The sequence below is a fragment of the Tsukamurella sp. 8F genome (assembly GCF_029167375.1).
Taxonomy (GTDB): Bacteria; Actinomycetota; Actinomycetes; order Mycobacteriales; family Mycobacteriaceae; genus Tsukamurella.
The window spans coordinates 114,811-132,688 of record NZ_JARFTP010000013.1; the positions used below are offsets into that span (position 1 = coordinate 114,811).

At 68.6% G+C, this 17,878-nt stretch carries 21 protein-coding genes; 3 read left to right on the forward strand and 18 right to left on the reverse strand.

Going from position 1 to position 17,878, the window contains the following annotated elements:
- Positions 1-18: 18 nt before the first annotated feature.
- The 8 genes from P0W64_RS12360 to P0W64_RS12395 form a co-directional block, all read right to left on the reverse strand.
- Complete coding sequence (locus P0W64_RS12360) at positions 19-1,857, reverse strand: penicillin-binding transpeptidase domain-containing protein (RefSeq protein ID WP_275480447.1); 1,839 nt, start codon at positions 1,855-1,857, stop codon at positions 19-21.
- Positions 1,858-1,950: 93 nt separating this feature from the next.
- Complete coding sequence (locus tag P0W64_RS12365) at positions 1,951-2,697, reverse strand: SDR family oxidoreductase (protein WP_275480421.1); 747 nt, start codon at positions 2,695-2,697, stop codon at positions 1,951-1,953.
- Positions 2,694-3,182 (reverse strand): DUF456 domain-containing protein, encoded by a 489-nt coding sequence (locus tag P0W64_RS12370; RefSeq protein ID WP_275480422.1) that lies wholly within the window; start codon positions 3,180-3,182, stop codon positions 2,694-2,696. Before P0W64_RS12370 ends, P0W64_RS12365 begins: the two co-directional genes overlap by 4 nt.
- A 111-nt stretch (positions 3,183-3,293) precedes the next feature.
- Complete coding sequence (locus tag P0W64_RS12375) at positions 3,294-4,130, reverse strand: GNAT family N-acetyltransferase (RefSeq protein ID WP_275480423.1); 837 nt, start codon at positions 4,128-4,130, stop codon at positions 3,294-3,296.
- 48 nt (positions 4,131-4,178) lie between these two features.
- Entirely contained in the window at positions 4,179-5,339 is a 1,161-nt protein-coding gene (ispG, locus tag P0W64_RS12380; protein ID WP_275480424.1) for a flavodoxin-dependent (E)-4-hydroxy-3-methylbut-2-enyl-diphosphate synthase, read from the reverse strand.
- A 24-nt stretch (positions 5,340-5,363) separates the two neighbouring features.
- The gene (locus P0W64_RS12385; RefSeq protein ID WP_275480425.1) at positions 5,364-6,584 is read right to left on the reverse strand and encodes a M50 family metallopeptidase; all 1,221 of its coding nucleotides are present in this window, start codon (positions 6,582-6,584) and stop codon (positions 5,364-5,366) included.
- Between the two features lie 24 nt (positions 6,585-6,608).
- Positions 6,609-7,766, reverse strand: coding sequence for a 1-deoxy-D-xylulose-5-phosphate reductoisomerase (gene dxr / locus P0W64_RS12390; protein WP_275480426.1), 1,158 nt, complete (start codon positions 7,764-7,766; stop codon positions 6,609-6,611).
- Positions 7,763-8,134, reverse strand: a complete 372-nt coding sequence (locus P0W64_RS12395) for a DUF952 domain-containing protein (RefSeq protein WP_275480427.1) — start codon at positions 8,132-8,134, stop codon at positions 7,763-7,765. The genes dxr and P0W64_RS12395 overlap by 4 nt, the downstream gene beginning before the upstream one ends.
- 98 nt (positions 8,135-8,232) lie before the next feature.
- Between P0W64_RS12395 and P0W64_RS12400 the strand changes: the two genes are divergently transcribed.
- Positions 8,233-8,508 carry a DUF2631 domain-containing protein gene (locus P0W64_RS12400; RefSeq protein ID WP_275480428.1) on the forward strand — a complete coding sequence of 92 codons (276 nt, stop codon included), beginning with the start codon at positions 8,233-8,235 and terminating at the stop codon, positions 8,506-8,508.
- A 71-nt stretch (positions 8,509-8,579) separates the two neighbouring features.
- On the opposite strand, the gene P0W64_RS12405 is transcribed toward P0W64_RS12400, so the two are convergent.
- Positions 8,580-9,296, reverse strand: a complete 717-nt coding sequence (locus P0W64_RS12405) for a transcriptional regulator (RefSeq protein ID WP_275480429.1) — start codon at positions 9,294-9,296, stop codon at positions 8,580-8,582.
- Between the two features lie 109 nt (positions 9,297-9,405).
- On the opposite strand from P0W64_RS12405, the gene P0W64_RS12410 reads away from it, so the two are divergent.
- A complete protein-coding gene (locus tag P0W64_RS12410; protein ID WP_275480430.1) occupies positions 9,406-9,906 on the forward strand; it encodes a hypothetical protein in 501 nt (166 codons plus the stop codon).
- Between the two features lie 117 nt (positions 9,907-10,023).
- Here the strand turns inward: P0W64_RS12410 and rlmN are convergent, their stop codons facing one another.
- Positions 10,024-11,136 (reverse strand): 23S rRNA (adenine(2503)-C(2))-methyltransferase RlmN, encoded by a 1,113-nt coding sequence (gene rlmN / locus P0W64_RS12415; protein ID WP_275480431.1) that lies wholly within the window; start codon positions 11,134-11,136, stop codon positions 10,024-10,026.
- A gap of 116 nt (positions 11,137-11,252) precedes the next feature.
- On the opposite strand from rlmN, the gene P0W64_RS12420 reads away from it, so the two are divergent.
- Positions 11,253-11,648, forward strand: coding sequence for a LapA family protein (locus P0W64_RS12420; protein WP_275480432.1), 396 nt, complete (start codon positions 11,253-11,255; stop codon positions 11,646-11,648).
- Between the two features lie 32 nt (positions 11,649-11,680).
- On the opposite strand, the gene P0W64_RS12425 is transcribed toward P0W64_RS12420, so the two are convergent.
- From P0W64_RS12425 to tsf, 8 genes are all read right to left on the reverse strand, one after another.
- Positions 11,681-12,568, reverse strand: a complete 888-nt coding sequence (locus P0W64_RS12425) for a phosphatidate cytidylyltransferase (protein ID WP_275480433.1) — start codon at positions 12,566-12,568, stop codon at positions 11,681-11,683.
- A 77-nt stretch (positions 12,569-12,645) separates the two neighbouring features.
- A complete protein-coding gene (gene frr, locus P0W64_RS12430; RefSeq protein ID WP_275480434.1) occupies positions 12,646-13,203 on the reverse strand; it encodes a ribosome recycling factor in 558 nt (185 codons plus the stop codon).
- A 28-nt stretch (positions 13,204-13,231) separates the two neighbouring features.
- Complete coding sequence (pyrH, locus tag P0W64_RS12435) at positions 13,232-13,966, reverse strand: UMP kinase (RefSeq protein ID WP_275480435.1); 735 nt, start codon at positions 13,964-13,966, stop codon at positions 13,232-13,234.
- Between the two features lie 50 nt (positions 13,967-14,016).
- Entirely contained in the window at positions 14,017-14,937 is a 921-nt protein-coding gene (locus tag P0W64_RS12440) for an SGNH/GDSL hydrolase family protein (protein WP_275480436.1), read from the reverse strand.
- A 14-nt stretch (positions 14,938-14,951) separates the two neighbouring features.
- The gene (locus P0W64_RS12445) at positions 14,952-15,674 is read right to left on the reverse strand and encodes an MBL fold metallo-hydrolase (RefSeq protein WP_275480437.1); all 723 of its coding nucleotides are present in this window, start codon (positions 15,672-15,674) and stop codon (positions 14,952-14,954) included.
- A gap of 29 nt (positions 15,675-15,703) precedes the next feature.
- Positions 15,704-16,507, reverse strand: coding sequence for a helix-turn-helix domain-containing protein (locus P0W64_RS12450; protein ID WP_275480438.1), 804 nt, complete (start codon positions 16,505-16,507; stop codon positions 15,704-15,706).
- On the reverse strand, positions 16,480-16,872 hold the full coding sequence (locus tag P0W64_RS12455; RefSeq protein ID WP_275480439.1) for a VOC family protein: 393 nt from the start codon (positions 16,870-16,872) through the stop codon (positions 16,480-16,482). The genes P0W64_RS12450 and P0W64_RS12455 overlap by 28 nt, the downstream gene beginning before the upstream one ends.
- 117 nt (positions 16,873-16,989) lie before the next feature.
- Entirely contained in the window at positions 16,990-17,814 is an 825-nt protein-coding gene (gene tsf, locus P0W64_RS12460) for a translation elongation factor Ts (RefSeq protein WP_275480440.1), read from the reverse strand.
- Positions 17,815-17,878 lie beyond the last annotated feature (64 nt).

A 17,878-nucleotide genomic window follows, 5' to 3' on the forward strand; every position in this document is an offset into this window, starting at 1 on the left:
CGCCCAGCCTAGTAGCGCTCAGTTGGCGGGTGCCGAAGGCACGGGCGCGTCGTACCGGTCGAAGAAAGTCTTCGTAACGGCCACGGCGTTGTCGGAACTGCCTCCGAACGGGATCAGCGTCGCGAAGGCGAGGTCGCCGCGGTACCCGACGAACCAGGCGTGCGAGCCGCCGTCCACCTCGGCCTCACCGGTCTTGCCGTACACGTCGCCCTCGCCACCGATCAGCAGCGCCGTACCGGACTGGACCACGGCGCGCATCATTGCGCGCATGCCGTCGAACGCCGTCGGGGGTACGGTGTCCCGCGCGCCGCCGACCTTGGTCGGCTGGCCGGCGATGAGCTGGGGCACGACCGGGCCGCCGTGCGCGACCGTCGCGGCCGCCAGCGCCATCGCGAACGGGCTCACCAACACCTGGCCCTGGCCGAAGCTGTCCTCCACCTTGGTGGTGGGATCCTTCGGCACAGGGTACTGGCCCCCGGCGACGTCGAGCCCCGGGATGGTGTAGTCGAGACCGATCCCCAGGCTGGCGGAGGTCTGGTGCAGCTTGTCGGGCGGCAGTTTGTTTCCTAGGAACGCGAATGCCGTGTTGCAGGACGCGGCGAAGGCCTCCTGCATCGACACGTCCCCGAGCGAGAACCGGTTGTAGTTGGGCACCTCGCGCTGCCCGATGGTGATCGTCGCGGGGCAGGGGACAACGGTCGTGGGGTCGGCCACCCCCTGCTCCATCGCGGCGATTCCGGTGACGATCTTGCCCGTGGAGCCGGGCGGATACAGACCGGATGTCGCAAGTGACCCCATCTTGTCCGCCTGCGGATTCTGCGCCACCGCGAGGATGTCTCCCGTCGACGGCTTGATCACCACCATCATCGCCTGCTTGTCGGTGCGCGTGTTCACAGCCGCCTGCGCCGCCGCCTGAGCGATAGGCGAGATCGACACGAAAACCGAGGGTTTCGGCTTCGGATCGGTCTCAGTGAGCACACCCACCTGCGCACCGGTGTCGGCCTGCGCGATCACCGACCAGCCATCGGTGCCGTCGAGCCGCCCCTGCACGTTCTGCTTGATCGAGGACATCAACGCGGGCGCGAACGTGCGGTCGGTAGGCACCATGTCGGACTGCTCGCTCTCAGCGACGCCCGGCAGCTCGGTGACGACACCGGGCAGCTTCTGCAGATCCTTCTGATCGACGGTCGTGACCACGTAGGGGCGTCCCAACGACGTCGCCTGCTCGGTGATCCCGACGGGGTCGAGGCCCGGTGTCACGGGAGCGAGGGCCTGCGCGAGTTGGGTCGCCACCTCGAGCACCGTCGTCGGCGCCTGCACCTTCGATGCGTCGAGGGTGATCCGGGTGATCACGCCCGGCACCAGGATCGACCCGCCCGATGACGAGTTGACCGACGCCTTCGTCGCGGGCAGCGAACGGAGCACCATCGTCTGATTGGCGCCCAGGTTGGGATGCAGGGCCGTGGGCTCCCACCGCACCTGCCACACGCCACCGTTGGACTCCATGTCGAATGTCCCCCGGTAGTCCCACACCCGGTTCTTCGGCAGCTTCCAGACGTATTCGTAGTCGACGACGCTGGTCGCACCCGAGGTCCGGACCTGGCCGATCTTCACCTCGACGCCGGTCGCCTGCAACCCGTCGAACGTGGCCCTGATGCCCTGCGCCGCAGCGTCCGGAGAGTCGGTGAGGTTTGCGGCGCCACTCACGTCGTGATCGTTCAGGGCGCGAGCGAGCGCCTGCCCGAAGCGCGCCGCCGCGGGCCCCGGGCCACCTGAGACGTCGGTGCCGCACGCAGTCGCCGCTACGGCCAGCACGGCGGCGAGCACCGCGGCCACGGTCACACGAGAACTGCGCATCACTGGCAGATCGTAGGACCTGCCTGCGACGCAGTCGCCGCGGCGCGCGGGCGTGTGACCAGTGGGTCTGTTGTGATCCTCGTCAGCTCGGCGTCAAGTCACCGACAGGCCGCCGTCGACGCACAGGTTCTGCCCTGTGACGAACCGCGAGCCCTCGCCCGCGAGGAACACGGCCACCGCCGCGAAGTCCCGCGGCTCACCGAGCGTCCGGGTGTGGGCGCGTGCGCGGAAGTACGCGGAGCGGGCCTCGTCGGCGAGGACAGCCGCCGTCATAGGAGTCACGACGAGCCCCGGCGTCAGGGAGTTCACGCACACGCCGCGCGGCGCCCACGCCTCCGACTGGGAGCGCGTCAGTCCGGCGATCCCGGCCTTCGCGATCCCGTACACGCCGCTGTTCCCGAACGCCCGATGCGCCTGCGTCGACGCCACGTTGATGATCCGACCCCAGCCGCGTTCCGCCATCCGCGGGCCGTACACCTGTCCCAGCGTGAACGCCGCGTCGAGGTTGACGGCCAGGATGTCGTGGTAGAGCTTGTCGTCGATGTCGTCGAGGGGCGGCCGGGGGTTGGTGCCCGCGCAGTTCACCAGGATTCCGACAGCGTGCTCCCCCACACGCTCATCGGCCTGCGCGGCCAGCTCGCGGGCCGCATCCGTACCGCTCGCGAGATCCACACTGATGCCGTTGGGCCCCAATCGATCCCGATTCCGACCTGCGCGCAGCACCGTGGCACCCGCTCCCTCCAACGCATCCGCAACCGCCGCGCCGATCCCGGAACTCGCCCCGGTGACCAGAGCGGTCCGGCCACGGAGGTCGAACAGGGCTGCCACATCGCCGTTCACGCACCGACCCCCGCACTGACGGCACCGAGCCACGTGCCGGCCGCGACCAACGCGCCCGCAAGCTCGATGAGCATCGCAATGCCCACGGCCTTGGTTGCCGCGACGGCCGCACGCCAGCCGGCGCGGGCGTCGCCGAGACGCGCGGACTCGGTGGCCCACACCCCCAGTACGAAGCCGAGGACCAAGCCCACAACGGGGACTACGAAGAATCCGACTATGCCTAGCAGTCCGCCGACGAGAAGCGCCGCCCTGTGCACACCTGTCTCGGTCATCGACCGCCCGGCGACCAGATACTTCGCCGCCCCGGCGACGACGATCGCCAGAGCCGCTGCGGCGAGAACCCACCACGCCGTGCCTCCGACGATCGCCGCCCACACCAGCACCGCCGCCGCGATCAGGATCGAGCCGGGCAGCACCGGTACCACGACGCCCACCAGGCCGACCAGGATCACGAGCCCGACGACGACCTCACCCCACGCATCCACGCGGCCAGCGTAATGTCCGCATCGCGACACCCCGTCGACGCGGCTCGTGCGCGGCCCGAGATCGTGGGCGCCGCGGAGCGCTGGATGGTTCGCTCCGCGCGCCCGCGGGCACTAATGCACCATCACCGTCGCGAACGTGCCGACCTCCCGGAAACCGATGCGCTGATACGCCTTTCGCGCCGACACATTGAAATCGTTGACGTACAGACTCGGTATCCGGCCCTGCCGCAGCACTGCGGCCGCAACCGCGGCGGTCCCTGTGGCACCCAGCCCCTGCCCTCGCAGATCGGGCCGCACCCAGACGCCCTGGATCTGCCCCACCCGCTCCGACAGGGCACCGACCTCGGCCTTGAAGGCCACCGTCGGACCGTCGAGCAGCACGTAGGAGCGCCCCGCGATGATCGAGTTGGTGACGCGGCGGCGGTACGCACGGCCTCCGTCGCCGGTGCACGGATCAACGCCCACCTCGGACGTGAACATCGCGACAGCGGCCCGCATGTACTCGTCGAGGTCCGGGAGGTGCGCGGGCCTCACGCCCGGATGTGGGGCGACCGCAGGCGTGTCTGTCAGTGCCATGAGCGGCTGACGCTCCCGCACCTCGCGAGCGGGCCCCCACGACGACTCGAGCTCGTCCCACATCGACAGGACCAGGTCCGCCGGGCCGACCAGGGACGAGCACGTGCGGGGCCCGCGCGCGGCCCGGCCCGCGAAGTAGCGCATGTCGGTGTCGCTGCCCAGCAGCGGTATGAGGTTCACGCCGGCGAAGCACAACGATTCGCCGGGATCGCCATGTGTCCACAGGCGGCCGCCCAGCGATGCGGGCTCCACGCCGAACTCCTCGATGCGGGCGGTGACCATGCAGGACGCCACGGGGTTTCTGCCGAGCGCGTCGAGCACCTTGGCAGTGTCCCTCGGCGACACCGTCCGCTCGTGGAGCATCTTCAGCATCCATGACCTCCTGCCCGACGGACCCCGGTGGCCGCCTAGCGGAGCCGCCTACGAGACCGTGACCGTGGGGCTCCCGCTCTCACTATCCCCCGACTCCTCCGCGATGCGCAGCGCTTCATCGATGAGCGTCTCCACGATCTGCGACTCGGGCACCGTCTTGATCACCTCACCCTTGACGAAGATCTGGCCTTTCCCGTTGCCGGACGCGACGCCGAGGTCCGCCTCGCGCGCCTCGCCCGGACCGTTGACGACGCAGCCCATGACGGCCACGCGGAGCGGCACGGTCATACCGTCGAGGCCGGCGGTGACGGCGTCTGCGAGCTTGTAGACGTCCACCTGCGCGCGGCCGCACGACGGGCACGAGACGATCTCCAGGCGACGCGGCCGCAGGTTGAGCGACTGCAGGATCTGGGTGCCGACCTTGATCTCCTCGGCGGGCGGCGCAGACAACGACACACGGATGGTGTCGCCGATGCCGTCGGCGAGTAGCGAACCGAAAGCGACCGCCGACTTGATGGTTCCCTGGAACGCGGGCCCGGCCTCGGTCACGCCGAGATGCAGGGGGTAGTCGCACTGCGCGGCGAGCTGCCGGTAAGCCTCGACCATGACAACGGGGTCGTTGTGCTTGACGGATATCTTGATGTCACCGAAGCCGTGCTCCTCGAACAGCGACGCCTCCCACAGCGCGGACTCGACGAGCGCCTCCGGCGTGGCCTTGCCGTACTTCTGCATCATCCGCTTGTCCAGCGACCCCGCGTTGACCCCGATGCGGATGGGGATACCAGCGTCACCGGCCGCCTTCGCGACCTCCTTGACGCGACCGTCGAACTCCTTGATGTTGCCCGGGTTGACGCGCACTGCGGCGCAGCCGGCATCGATCGCGGCGAAGATGTATTTGGGCTGGAAATGGATATCGGCGATCACCGGGATCTGGCTGTGCCGCGCGATCTCCGCGAGCGCATCGGCGTCCTCCTGCCGTGGGCACGCGACACGGACGATGTCGCAGCCCGATGCGGTGAGCTCCGCGATCTGTTGCAGCGTCGTGTTGACCTCGTGGGTCTTGGTGGTGCACATCGACTGCACCGAGATCGGGTGGTCGCTGCCGACGCCGACACCGCCCACGTAGAAGTTGCGGGTCTTGCGACGCGGCGCCAGGGTCGGCGCCTCATCGGATCCGGAGACACTGGGCATTCCCAAACCGACGGACATGGGTGCGCTTCCTCTTCCTGGGGGCTAGTTGAAGAGCTTGATGGGATTGACGATGTCAGCTGTCAGGACGAGCAACATGTATGCGCCCAACACCGCGAACACCACATAGGTGAGCGGCGCGAGCTTCATGTAGTCGACGGGACCGCCCTTGCGCCGCGTGATCAGGTCGCGCAGCCTCTCGTAGACGACCACGGCGATGTGGCCACCGTCGAAGGGCAGCAGCGGCACGAGGTTGATCAGACCGAGCATGAGGTTCAGGCCCGCGAGGACCAGGACGTAGGTCGACCACTGCTTGGCCTGGGCGATCTGTCCGCCGGCCTCCGCCGCGCCGTACACGGACTGCGGGGTATCGATATCGCGAGGCTTTCCCTGCACCGCGCGGACGAGGGCCGGGACCCGCTCGGGCAGGTGGCCGATAGCGATCACGGTCTGCTTGCCGATCTGGCCTGTGAAGACGGCCGCACCACCGACCGCGGTGATGGGGTTGTAGTGGTTGATCACCCCGAGCTCGCCGACGGAGATGCCGATCGTGGGGCCCGTGACCTCCACGAGATCCTTGCCGTTCGGGGCGGGCTGCCACTTCTGAGACGTGACCGGGGTGACGGTGACATCGCGCTGCGCGCCGTCGCGCTCGATGGTGAGCCGGATGGGTCCGCTCGTGCTCTGTAGCGCCGTCGTCACCGTCGAGGCGTCCACCGGGGTGCCGTTCACCGCGGCGATGACGTCGCCGAAGCGCATGCCGGCGTCCGCGGCCGGGTTGCCGATGCACGGGCCGATGCCCTTACTCGGTTGCCCCTGCGCCGGCTTGGTGCTCGTCGCCGTGACGCACTGTGTCCCCGCCACTGCGGCGTGGCCCGGCTGCCCGATCGCGGGCAGTCCCCAGATGCACGCCACGATGAAGATGAGGAAACCGCCCAGAATGAAGTTCATGCCCGGACCCGCGAACAGCACGAATATGCGCTTCCAGGCGGCCTGGCGATACATCGCCTTCTCGCGATCCTCCGGCGCGATCTCGTCGAGCAGCGTCATGCCCGCGATATCGCAGAAACCGCCGAGCGGGATCGCCTTGACGCCGTACTCGATGCCGCCCCGACGGGTGGACCACAGCGTGGGCCCGAAGCCGACGAAGTAGCGCCGGACCTTCATACCCGTGGCCTGCGCGGCCCACATGTGACCGCACTCATGCCACGCGACGGAGCCGAGGATGCACAGTGCGAACACCACGATCCCCAGGACATACAACATGACCTCAAGAGTACCGGGCGGCCCTCAGGCGCCGAGCAACTCCGTTGCCCGCCGCCGGGCCCACCCCTCCGCCGCGAGCACGTCGTCGACGTCGCGCGGCGCCGTCTGCCACTCGTCGCCGCCGGCGATCACCCGCGCGACCGTGTCGACGATGTCGAGGAAGCCGATCCGCTCGTCCAGAAACGCCTGCGCGGCGATCTCGTTGGCCGCGTTGAACACGGCCGTCAGGCTGCCGCCCCGCTCGCCGGCCTCACGAGCCAGGACGATCGCGGGGAAGGCCTCGTGGTCGACGGGCTCGAAGGTCCATGTGCTCGACGTCGCGAAGTCGCACGCCGTCGATGCCCCCGGAACGCGCGAAGGCCAGCCCAGCGCGAGCGCGATGGGCAGCTTCATCGAGGGCGGCGAAGCCTTCGCGATAGTAGCGCCGTCGACAAACGTCACCATCGAGTGCACGATCGACTGCCGGTGCACCGTGACGTCTATCCGGTCGTAGGGCACGCCGAACAGCAGATGTGCCTCGATCACCTCGAGGGCCTTGTTCATCAGGGTCGCCGAGTTGAGAGTGATCATCGGGCCCATGCTCCACGTGGGGTGGTGCCCCGCCTGTTCGGGTGTGACATCGCCGAGCTCCGCTCTGGTCCACCCGAAGAACGGGCCGCCCGATGCAGTGAGGACGAGGCGGTCGACCTCGTCGGCGGTCCCGCCGCGCAAGCACTGCGCGATCGCCGAGTGCTCGGAGTCGACGGGAACGATCTGCCCTGGCGCGGCGGCGTCCAGTACCAGGGCGCCGCCGGCGACGAGACTCTCCTTGTTGGCGAGCGCCAGGCGCGCGCCGGTCTTCAACGCGGCCAGTGTCGGCCCCAGCCCCAGGCTCCCGACGACGCCGTTGAGGACCACGTCGGCGTCCGCGGTCTCGACCAGCCGTACGAGAGCGTCGTCGCCGTGCAGCACACCATCGACACCCGCCGCGCGCCCGACCGCATCCGCCTTCGAAGCGTCGGCCACCGCGATACGGGTGCCGTCGAGCCCCAGTCCCCTGGCCTGCCGCGCCAGCAGGTCTACGTTGCCTCCACCTGCGGCCAGGCCAGCCACCTCGAACCGCTCCGGGGTCTCGGCGATCACCTCCAGCGCCTGGGTGCCGATCGAGCCCGTGCTGCCGAGGATCAGGACACGTGTGGTCACCGCCCCACCTTAGGCAGCGGTTCCGCCGCCACGACCGCCGCCACGGGGATCGGGCCGTACACATGCGGGAAGAGTTCGGGGCCGGGTTTATTCGGCCCGCTCGCTGCGCTCCCGGCGCCCGGTCGATCCGGAACGGGCGGCTCCCAGCGCACCTCTGCGGGCACGCGGGCCTCGTCGATGGACAGGAGGACCAGAGCATCGTCGGGCACGTCCGCGTAGAAGCGCGCACGCACGCCTGGCCACTGCTCGGCCGTCGAGCAGTGTACGAAGCCCACGTCCTCGAGCACCGCCCCACGGGTCGAGATCGCGTACTCGCCGGCGGCCCGAGCGGCCCGCCAGTCGTCGGCCAGGGCGAGATGGAACAGCATGGGAGAAAGGTACGCGCCGATGCGCGCCCCCACCGTACGACGGTCGGTCGTAGGCGATAGACTCCGATCGATCAGTCGGGCCCGAGAAGGAGATTGCAGTGGCTACCACCGACCTGGAGCGTCAGAGCACTTCGAAGGTCGACCTCGCCGATGCGCCGTCGCGCGACTGGGGTTGGCACGGTACGAGCCGCAACGGCGCCCGGATCGCCGGCGTGGTGGTCGCGATCTTCCTGGTCTGCATGATTCACGGCAACCAGATCGGCCACGTCGAGGACGTCTGGCTCGTCGGCTTCGCGCTCCTCCTCCTGTTCGCGGTCGCGCGTGACGTCGTCGTGCACCGGGGCAAGTGGAAGTCGACGCCGAAGCACATCTGACACCGGCTACCAAGCGCCCTCTCGCAACCGCGAGGGGGCGTTCGTCGTGTCTGGCCGACTGTAGCCACGACCTATGTCCCCCGGACCGCCTCGCCGTCGTGCGACTGCTGGTCTCGGCGATTTCGTGCAAGCGATTCAAACGCATCGGCCGTCATGCGGTCTGCTGGAAAGAGCAGCTCGACCGCCAGTTCGGAAATCGTGACTTCAAACGGCATGTCGAACGTGCCGAACATGCCGAAGAACGACCATTCGCCACCGTTAGGCGCCCGAACTCTGACCGGACCCAGATTCTGCGCGAAGTCGGAGTCGCGCACCGCGTCACGGTCCTCGCAGGGTATGCAACTCTCGAACTCCGTCAGAAGTCGAGCTAGTTGCTCGTCTCCCGTTGCGGCGAGCTGGCGTTGAATCCGATCGCGGAAGTAGTTCATGACGTCTCCGGCGTTGATGATCCACGGGATCAATTCCTGACTGACCCGGAGCACGTTGATAGGTGGATTCAACAGAGCGGGATCGATGCCGGCGACGAGCGGCAGTATGGCATCGTTTGCAGCAACCAGGTTCCAGTGACGATCGAAGACGACGGCCGGGTACGGCTCGTGGCCTTTCAGAATCCGCCCCAGCGCTTCGCGGACCGGAGCAAGCTCCGGTGCGCTGAACGAGTGCTCGGGAAAGGCCGGAGCATGCCCGACCGCGAGCAGTAGCCGGTTGCGTTCGCGGAATGGGATTTCGAGGCGCGCCGCAAGGCGCAGCAGCGGCCCGACCTGAGAACCGGAGCCGGTGGTTGCCATCCTCACCGACTGTAGCCGCACTGACGCCCGCTCCTCCATTACCCCGAGGTAATCGACAGCACGACGTCCGACAGGGACGATCACGGATCAGACAGTTAGGGAGGACGAGATGATCACATTTCTCAGACGGCTGATCTGCGGCACCGCCGGCACCGCGATGGTTGTCGCATTATTCCTGCCGTGGAATCTGATTCAGGACGCAGATCGCATCACCTGGGGGATGTGGAAGCTCACTTTTCCGCTCTGCGCGGTGCTGGCCTTGTGCGCGTTGACCACCGCGATCACCGGCGGGCAGATCGGCCTGAACAGGCCTGACGTCTCGATCATCGGTGCCACCGATGGCCTTGGCGTGATCACCACGGCGACACTAGCCTGGCTGCTGTTCTACGATTCGCCAGCTCACGCAAGCGCCCAGCCGGCCCTTATCCTGGCATTGGCATCGGCGGCCGCGGCCGCCTTCGGGGCCGCCGACTACCGCCCCCTACGAGGAGCGCCTCTGTTTCCACGAATGGTCGAGGAGAGTGGTCGTACGACCGAGGGCGCCGAATCTCGTAGAGCGCGGCGACCCGTAAGCGCTGTACAAACTCGCCGCAGGTCAGACCACTACTGACTGAGGAAAGGGCGATCTGGTCGACCACTACAGGTCTGTGGTGTCGCACGCGATGACTCGGGCGCGCCTATTCGAGCAGAGCCTGCAGGGCGAGTGTCCATCCGTAGCCGCGAACCGCTAGCGCTCGTCGGCGGCCAGCTGCCCACACGCTGCCGCGATCTCCTGGCCCCGAGTGTCTCGAACGGTGCAGGAGACGCCCTGCGACTGCACCCGCCGCACGAACTCATCCTGAACCGGCTTCGGCGATGCGTCCCACTCGGACCCGGGGGTCGGGTTGAGCGGGATGAGGTTCACGTGTGCCATCTGACCGAGGTGAGCCCGGAGCTTCTCTCCGAGCATCTCTGCGCGCCAGGGCTGGTCGTTCACGTCACGGATCAACGCGTACTCGATGGAGACCCGCCGGCCCGACGCGTCGGCGTAGTACCGGGCGGCCTCGAGTACCTCCTGCACGCTCCAGCGGTTGTTGACCGGCACGAGGGTGTCGCGCAGTTCGTCGTCGGGCGTGTGCAGCGAAACGGCGAGCGTCACGGACAGACCCTCGTCGGCAAGCCGCCGGATCGCGGGCGCAAGGCCCACGGTGCTGACCGTGACGTGCCGCTGCGAGATACCCAGACCGGCCGGTGCCGGCGCCGTGATTCGCCGGACCGCGGCCACGACCCGCTTGTAGTTCGCCAGCGGCTCGCCCATGCCCATGAAGACGACGTTCGACAGGCGACCAGGCCCGCCGGCGACATCGCCGTCGCGCATCGCCGCGGCGGCCGCGCGCACCTGATCGACGATCTCGGCGGTCGAGAGGTTGCGGTCTAGACCGCCCTGGCCCGTGGCGCAGAACGGGCAGGCCATGCCGCACCCGGCCTGGCTCGAGATGCACAGCGTCGCGCGGTCGGGGTAGCGCATGAGCACGCTCTCGAGCAGCGTGCCGTCGTGCAGCTTCCACAGCGTCTTGCGGGTGGTACCGCCGTCGCAGTCGAGGTGCCGGACCGGGCTCATCAGCTGCGGGAACAGCGCCTCGGCCACGGTCGGGCGCGCCGCAGCGGGCAGGTCGGTCATCCCGGCGGCATCCGCGTCCAACCGGCCGTAGTAGTGCCGGGCGAGCTGGTTCGCGCGGAACGCGGGTAGCCCGAGCCCGGTGACGGCGTCCCTGAGCTCGGCGTCGGTGAGGTCGGCCAGGTGGCGGGGTGGGCGGCCGCGCTTCGGCGCGTCGAAGACCAGCGGCAGTGAAGTGCTCATATCAGACCCAGTGTCCCACGCGGGGTGGTGGGTGCTGAAATCGGCGATCGTTCGGCGACGCCGGTCACGTCGCGCGTCGTTACGCTACCGGGCATCGCGGATGGCAGTATGACGGCATGACCTCCGATGACGACGCCCTGCGCGACTCCGACAAGACCGCGTCAGGCCACCCGGAGCCGACCACGCCGTCGGCGTCCGGCGCCGAGCTCCCGGCGCTCCCCGACGACACCTCGGCCGCGCCGAGTGGGCCGGACGCCTACGACCAGGTGCGGCACACCCGTTCGGCGTCCCTGTGGTCTGGACTGATCCTGGGGGCCGTCGTGCTCCTGGTGCTGTTGATCTTCATCCTGCAGAACCTCGAGGCTCAGAAGATCAACCTGCTGTTCTGGACCGTCAACCTGCCGGTCGGAGTCTCGTTACTGATCGCCGCGATTCTCGGCGCACTCGTCGTGGGCCTTGCCGGGGGCCTGCGCATATTCCAGCTCCGCCGGGCGGCCAAGAAGCTGCGCTGATACTCGTATCCCGACCAGCGGTAACCGGGCGGTCAGTTGTGCATCACGATGCCGAGGATCGTCCACACGACCACGGCACTGGGCAACAACGAGTCCAAGCGGTCCATGATGCCGCCGTGCCCGGGCAGCAGGGTACCCATGTCCTTGATCTCCAGGTCGCGCTTGACCTGTGACTCGAGGAGGTCGCCGAGGGTCGCGGTCAGGACGACGACGGGGCCCAGCAGCAGGCCCCACAGCGGCTGCGCGTCGAGCAGGAATTTCAGCACGAGGACGGCACCCACGGTGCCGACCACAACCGACCCGGCGAAGCCCTCCCAGGACTTCTTCGGGCTGATCGACGGAACCATCGGGTGCCGGCCGAACAGCACGCCGGATGCGTAGCCGCCGACGTCGGAGCAGACCACCAGGATGATCAGGGCAGCGACCCGCTGCGGGCCGTGGTCGGCGGGCAGGACCAGCATCGCTCCGAAGCTCGCGCACAGGGGAATCCACGCCAGGATGAAGACCGTCACGGACGCGTCGCGCGTGAAGTCGGTCGGGCCGGGCGCCGACGGCCCGTGATGCAGTAGCCGCCACACGAGCGCGACGAGCACCGTCGCCACAAAGGCCGCGAGCACGCCTTCCGTTCCCCATGGCCAGCTCAACCACATGATCGCCTGACCGCCGATGAGCATCGGCCAGAGCTCGAGGTCGACGCCGTGCGCACGGAAACGCTTCACTACCTCCCACTGCGCGATGCCGATGGCGGTCGACGCCAGGAGAATCCAGACGTGCGGCGCGAACACCAGGATCGCGACGATGAGGGCGCCGAGGCCGACGCCGACGGCGATCGCGACAGGCAGGTTGCGTCCCGCGCTGATCTTGCGCTTCTCCGGCGTCGCCGGATCCGTGGGGCGCCCCTCGGGGCCAGCGGTCGTCACTCGAATTCTCCGTCGTCCTTGGCGGTGCGGGCGGTCGTGGTGTCGGCGGATCTCCAGCCTGGCGTCTCGACGCCAGGCTAGACCTCCATCAGATCCGCTTCCTTGCGCTTGACCAGATCATCGACCTGCGCGACGTACTTCGCCGTCGTCTTGTCGAGATCCTTCTCAGCGCGGTTGACGTCGTCCTCGCCCGCGTCCCCGTCCTTGACGATCTTGTTCAGCTGCTCCATGGCCTTGCGGCGGACGTTGCGGATCGACACCTTGGCGTCCTCGCCCTTCGACTTGACCTGCTTCACCAGATCGCGGCGGCGCTCCTCGGTGAGCTGCGGGATCGCGACGCGGATGAGCTGCCCGTCGTTGGTCGGGTTGACACCGAGATCCGAGTTGCGGATCGCCGTCTCGATCGGCCCGAGCTGATTGGCCTCGTAGGGCTTGACGACGACCATGCGCGCCTCGGGCGTGGTGATCGACGAGACCTGTGTGATCGGGGTGGGTGCGCCGTAGTAGTCCACGACGACCTTGGAGAACATCGCCGGGTTCGCGCGGCCGGTGCGGATGGACTGGAAGTCCTCGCGTGCCACGGACACCGCCTTCTCCATCTTCTCCTCGGCGTCGAACAGCGCTTCGTCGATCATTTGATCCTCCAGTGGTAATTCGTGGCGGTCACGGGCGGACCAGGGTTCCGATGTCGTCCCCCGCCACCGCGCGGGCGATGTTGCCCTCGGTGAGCAGGTTGAACACCAGCATGGGCATCTTGTTGTCCATGCACAGGCTGAACGCGGTGGCGTCCGCGACTTTGAGATCGCGCTCGAGGGCCTCGCGGTGCGTGATCTCGGCGAACATCTTCGCCTCCGGGTTGGTACGCGGATCGCAGTCGTAGACACCGTCCACGGCCTTCGCCATCAGCACCACCTCTGCGCCGATCTCGAGTGCGCGCTGCGCCGCGGTCGTGTCCGTGGAGAAGTAGGGCATGCCCATGCCGGCTCCGAAGATGACGACGCGCCCCTTCTCGAGATGCCGCTTGGCGCGCAACGGTAGATACGGTTCGGCGACCTGCCCCATGGTGATCGCCGTCTGCACGCGCGTCTCCACCCCGCATTTCTCCAGGAAGTCCTGCAGTGCAAGACAATTCATGACCGTGCCGAGCATGCCCATGTAATCGGAGCGGCTCCGCTCGAGACCCCGCTGCTGTAGCTCGGCGCCGCGGAAGAAGTTTCCGCCGCCGATCACGATGGCGATCTCGGCACCCGACCTCGTCACCTCTGCGATCTGCGCCGCCACCGTAGCCACGACATCGGGGTCCAGGCCCACCTGCCCGCCACCGAACATCTCGCCGCCCAGCTTGAGCAGCACCCGCTTGTACCCGTGGCGCCCGGTGTCGCCCTCGTCCGTGGTCACGTGTGTCGACTCTCCTGTCCCTTTTCAGGCATGCATCGCCGCCAGACATCCTATGCCGACGGTGTTCGCGACCTGCCGCGGAGTCGGTCCTCGACCAGGTTTCCCATCGCACGCTGGCCCGCCACCGTCGGGTGCAGGCCGTAGGCGTCGGGCCCGTGCCCTCGTAGATCGACGCCTTGAAGCGCCACGTACGGATCGTCCGTACAGGCCGGATGGCCGGTCGGGGGCGCGATGTACAGCAGCTTCCTCTCGGCCGCGACCTCCTTCACAAGCTGCTCCAACCCGCGGTACCACGTGCGCCACAGTTCGACGTTGCGCATCGGGATGTGCGCCGTGCCGAGGCATCCGGTGTCCACCGGGCCGTCGAGGGCGAACAGCGGCAGGTAGCCGACGAGCATGATGATCGCCGAGGGCGCGTATTTGTGCAGCACGTCGATGGTCGCGAGGTACTGGGCCTTGACGAACCGCCAGCCGTCACTGCCCGGCAGGTTCATCCCTGCGGAGACCGAGCACCGGTCGTTGGGAATCACGAAGCAGTTGGTGATCAGGCCACCGAACCCGAGAGAATTGGCGCCCGCCACCAGGGTGATCAGCCGAGTGAACGGACCGATCCCGTACATCTGCGGTGCGCGGTCGTTCTGCACGGTCTGCTGTGTCAGGTCGTCGAGCGTAGCGCCCGAGCATGCCCGGTCGGTGAACGACTGCGGTTGCATCCGCTGGGCGATGACGTGCCCGAGGTCGTCGGCGTTGCGGGCGCACAGGTCCAGCGGCAGGCGCTTGCTATGCGACCCCGCGGCCGCGTAGCTGTCACCCATCGACACGTACTGCGCGCCGCCTGGCAGGTCGGGTATGTAGTTGACGCCGTCGGTCTGGTAGCGGTGGTAGAACGAGCCGTTCCCGTACAGCGCGGACTGCGTACAGAGCACGGCGACGACGGCCAGGACCAGCACCGCCGCTACGATCCGGCCCACGCGCCCATGCGGCCTCACCAGGCGGGTGTGTGCAGCGGGAGCCCGTGGCCGGGGAGCAGGTGCTCGGCGGGGAGGCCGCGCAGGCGCGCCGACGTGGCGGGGGCGTGCTGCTTGTCGAAGGTGATCGGGGCGAAGAGCGCCCTACCCCGGGCGGTGGCGATCGCGTCGCCGGCCAGCAGGGTGCGGGTGCCCGCGTGCCACAGCGCGACGCTGTCGGGCGTGTGACCGGGAGCGTCTACGACGATCCACTCGCTCGCACCCGGCACGGGCGCGTCGTCCGTCAGGTCGCCGACGGGGTCCGGCCCGGTCCAGCGCCAACCGAGCGGCGTACCGTAACCGCTCCGCAGCGCGTCGGCCGCCGACGAGCGGAGGACGGCACCGTCGAAGGGCTGGCCGAGCAGGACCGGCCCGAAGCCGAGGCAGCTGCTGGGCACCGACGGCGGCCGCGCGCCCCGCGTGTACTCGATCGTCGCGGGGGCGACGTGTACGTCCGCGCCGGTCATGGCAGCGAGCGACGGCGCCCCGCCGACGTGGTCGGTGTGCCCGTGCGTCGCGACGACGGCACGCAGGCCGGCCGCGCGCTTTCCGAGCAGAGTCGTCACGTCCAGGCTGATCCGCCGGCTCCCGGGGTCGACGACGACCGGGCCGTCGTCCCCGTCGAGGACGTAGCAGTTGAAGATCCACCGGGACAGACGGGTCACCCCGAGCTCCGGCATGCGGTCCACGATGAGAGACACACGGGCACCCTACGCGAGGGCCCCGCGTTTCAGAGCTCGGCCAGCTCGCGGCGCGCCAGGTACTCCCCCGGCGGGACGGAGAGGAACCCGCGGAACTCGCGGCTCAGGTGTGACTGATCGGCGTAGCCGTGGGCCTGCGCGGCGGCGGCCACAGCCATGCCTCGCCGCAGGTCGGCGAGCGCGCGGTCGAACCGGACCAGCCGGGCGGCCTGCTTGAGGCCCATCCCGTACTCGGCGTTGAACTTCGCAGTCAGATACCGGGCCGACCACCCGGAGCGCTCGGTCAGCTCGCGGACGGTCACGCGCCCGCCGGTGCGGAGGATCATCGCCCACGCGGCCGCCGCGTCGGGCTGAGCGCGGCACGAGGCGTCGGTGAGCCGGGGACGCCGGGCGTGACCGTCCGGCACGAGGTGTGCCGCCAGTACTTCCACAGCAACCCGCCCGCGCTCCCCCACGGAAGCCTCTGCGAGCCGCTCGTGCAGTTCCGCGCCCAGTGCCCCTGCGACATCGGCGGCCTCGACGCATGTGTGGGACAGCTCGGCGACGGGTAGTCCGAACAGTGCGCGCACACCGTCTGGGGTGAGACCGAGTTGTACGCCCCGCTGGGATCCGTCGTGGTGGATCCGATACGGCACGTGATGCATTCCGCCGAGGCACACGCGGAACCGCTGGACGCCGTCGAGGCCCGGCCCGGCGACATCGAGCCCGTCTCGCAGGTCCACCACGAGGGTCACCGTCGGAGACGGGACGCCGAGGTGGACGCCCGGCTCCTGGCCGGCGATCTCATAGGCGACCGACGAGTCGATCAGCCCGCGTAGGTCCCGAAACTCCACTTGTTGCCCTCCGCGTCCGCGATGGAGAATCCGCGCGATCCATAGTCCTCCTCGCGCATGGGGCGGACAACCTCCGCGCCCAGCGCCTCGGCGCGCGCGAAGACGGAGTCGGGATCGGTGACGACCACGTAGAGGTTGCCTGCACCAGTGGGGGCGCTGAACGTCGTGTCCTGCTTGCACGCGGAGTGGATCATGACGCGGCCGCCCTCGGGCCAGAGCATCTCGGAGTGGATCACCTCGCCGGGACCGTCACCCTCGACGAGGATCCCCTCCTCGAATCCCAAGGCGGCCAGCCACTTCCGTGCCCGTAGCGGATCGTCGTAGGTGAGGCCGACCCAGATGTTGAAATCCTTCTTCGTTTCCATGCCTCCAAGGGTGCCCGTGCGGCGACCGCGGGGATTGGACGAATCGGCAAGAAACCACGATGCCTGCCCGCGGCAGGCGCGGGCAGGCATCGTGGGCGAAACCGGGTGGTCGGCGGATTACTCCTGGCCGACCTCGAACCGGCTGAAGGCGACGACCTGCACGCCGGCCTCGTCCAGAACCTTCTGGACGGTCTTCTTGTTGTCCTGCACGGACGGCTGGTCCGGGAGGACGTTCTCCTTGTAGAAGGCGATGGTCTTGCCCTCGATGATCTTCGGCAGCGCCTGCTCGGGCTTGCCCTCGGCCTTGGCGGTCTCCTCGGCGATCCGACGCTCGTTCTCGATCACGTCGGCGGGTACCTCGTCGCGGGACGCGTACTTCGCCTTGAGTGCGGCGACCTGCATGCCGGCGCCGCGAGCGGCCTCGGCGGCAGCGTCGCCCTCTCCGGTGTAGCTGACCAGGACACCCACGGCGGGCGGTAGATCCGCGGAGCGCTTGTGCAGGTACACGGCGACGGGGCCGTCGTAGCTGACGACGCGTCGCAGCTCGAGCTTCTCACCCAGCTTCGCAGCGGCGGCCTGCACGAGACCGTCTGCGGTGGTGCCGTCGATCTCGAGCGCCTTGAGGGCGTCGAGGTCGGCGGGCCGCGACGCGGCGGCGGCCGTGACGATCTTGTCTGCCAGCTCCTGGAACTCCGCATTCTTGGCGACGAAATCGGTCTCGGAGTTGAGCTCGATCATCACGCCGTCCTTGGCCGCGATCAGGCCCTCGGCGGTCGAGCGACCGGCGCGCTTGCCCACGTCCTTGGCGCCCTTGATGCGGAGCACCTCGACCGCCTTGTCGAAGTCGCCGTCAGTCTCGGTGAGTGCGTTCTTGCAGTCCATCATCCCGGAGCCGGTGAGCTCGCGGAGACGCTTGACGTCCGCAGCGGTGTAGTTCGCCATCCTCGGCGTCACTCCTTCGGTTTGGGGTTTGTGGTTCCTGCGGTGGGGGGGGGGGGGGGGGGGG

Excerpts from the sequence above, each read along its gene's own strand:
- ispG (WP_275480424.1), bottom strand. The coding sequence starts at position 5,339 with ATGTCCGTCGGTTTGGGAATGCCCAGTGTCTCCGGATCCGATGAGGCG.
- P0W64_RS12395 (WP_275480427.1), bottom strand. The coding sequence starts at position 8,134 with ATGCTGTTCCATCTCGCCCTGGCCGACGACTGGCGGGCCGCTCGGGCC.
- P0W64_RS12420 (WP_275480432.1), top strand. The coding sequence starts at position 11,253 with ATGACCTCCGATGACGACGCCCTGCGCGACTCCGACAAGACCGCGTCA.
- P0W64_RS12405 (WP_275480429.1), bottom strand. The coding sequence starts at position 9,296 with ATGGCAACCACCGGCTCCGGTTCTCAGGTCGGGCCGCTGCTGCGCCTT.
- rlmN (WP_275480431.1), bottom strand. The coding sequence starts at position 11,136 with ATGAGCACTTCACTGCCGCTGGTCTTCGACGCGCCGAAGCGCGGCCGC.
- P0W64_RS12410 (WP_275480430.1), top strand. The coding sequence starts at position 9,406 with ATGATCACATTTCTCAGACGGCTGATCTGCGGCACCGCCGGCACCGCG.
- P0W64_RS12375 (WP_275480423.1), bottom strand. The coding sequence starts at position 4,130 with ATGCTGAAGATGCTCCACGAGCGGACGGTGTCGCCGAGGGACACTGCC.
- P0W64_RS12455 (WP_275480439.1), bottom strand. The coding sequence starts at position 16,872 with ATGGAAACGAAGAAGGATTTCAACATCTGGGTCGGCCTCACCTACGAC.
- tsf (WP_275480440.1), bottom strand. The coding sequence starts at position 17,814 with ATGGCGAACTACACCGCTGCGGACGTCAAGCGTCTCCGCGAGCTCACC.
- P0W64_RS12360 (WP_275480447.1), bottom strand. The coding sequence starts at position 1,857 with ATGCGCAGTTCTCGTGTGACCGTGGCCGCGGTGCTCGCCGCCGTGCTG.
- frr (WP_275480434.1), bottom strand. The coding sequence starts at position 13,203 with ATGATCGACGAAGCGCTGTTCGACGCCGAGGAGAAGATGGAGAAGGCG.
- P0W64_RS12385 (WP_275480425.1), bottom strand. The coding sequence starts at position 6,584 with ATGTTGTATGTCCTGGGGATCGTGGTGTTCGCACTGTGCATCCTCGGC.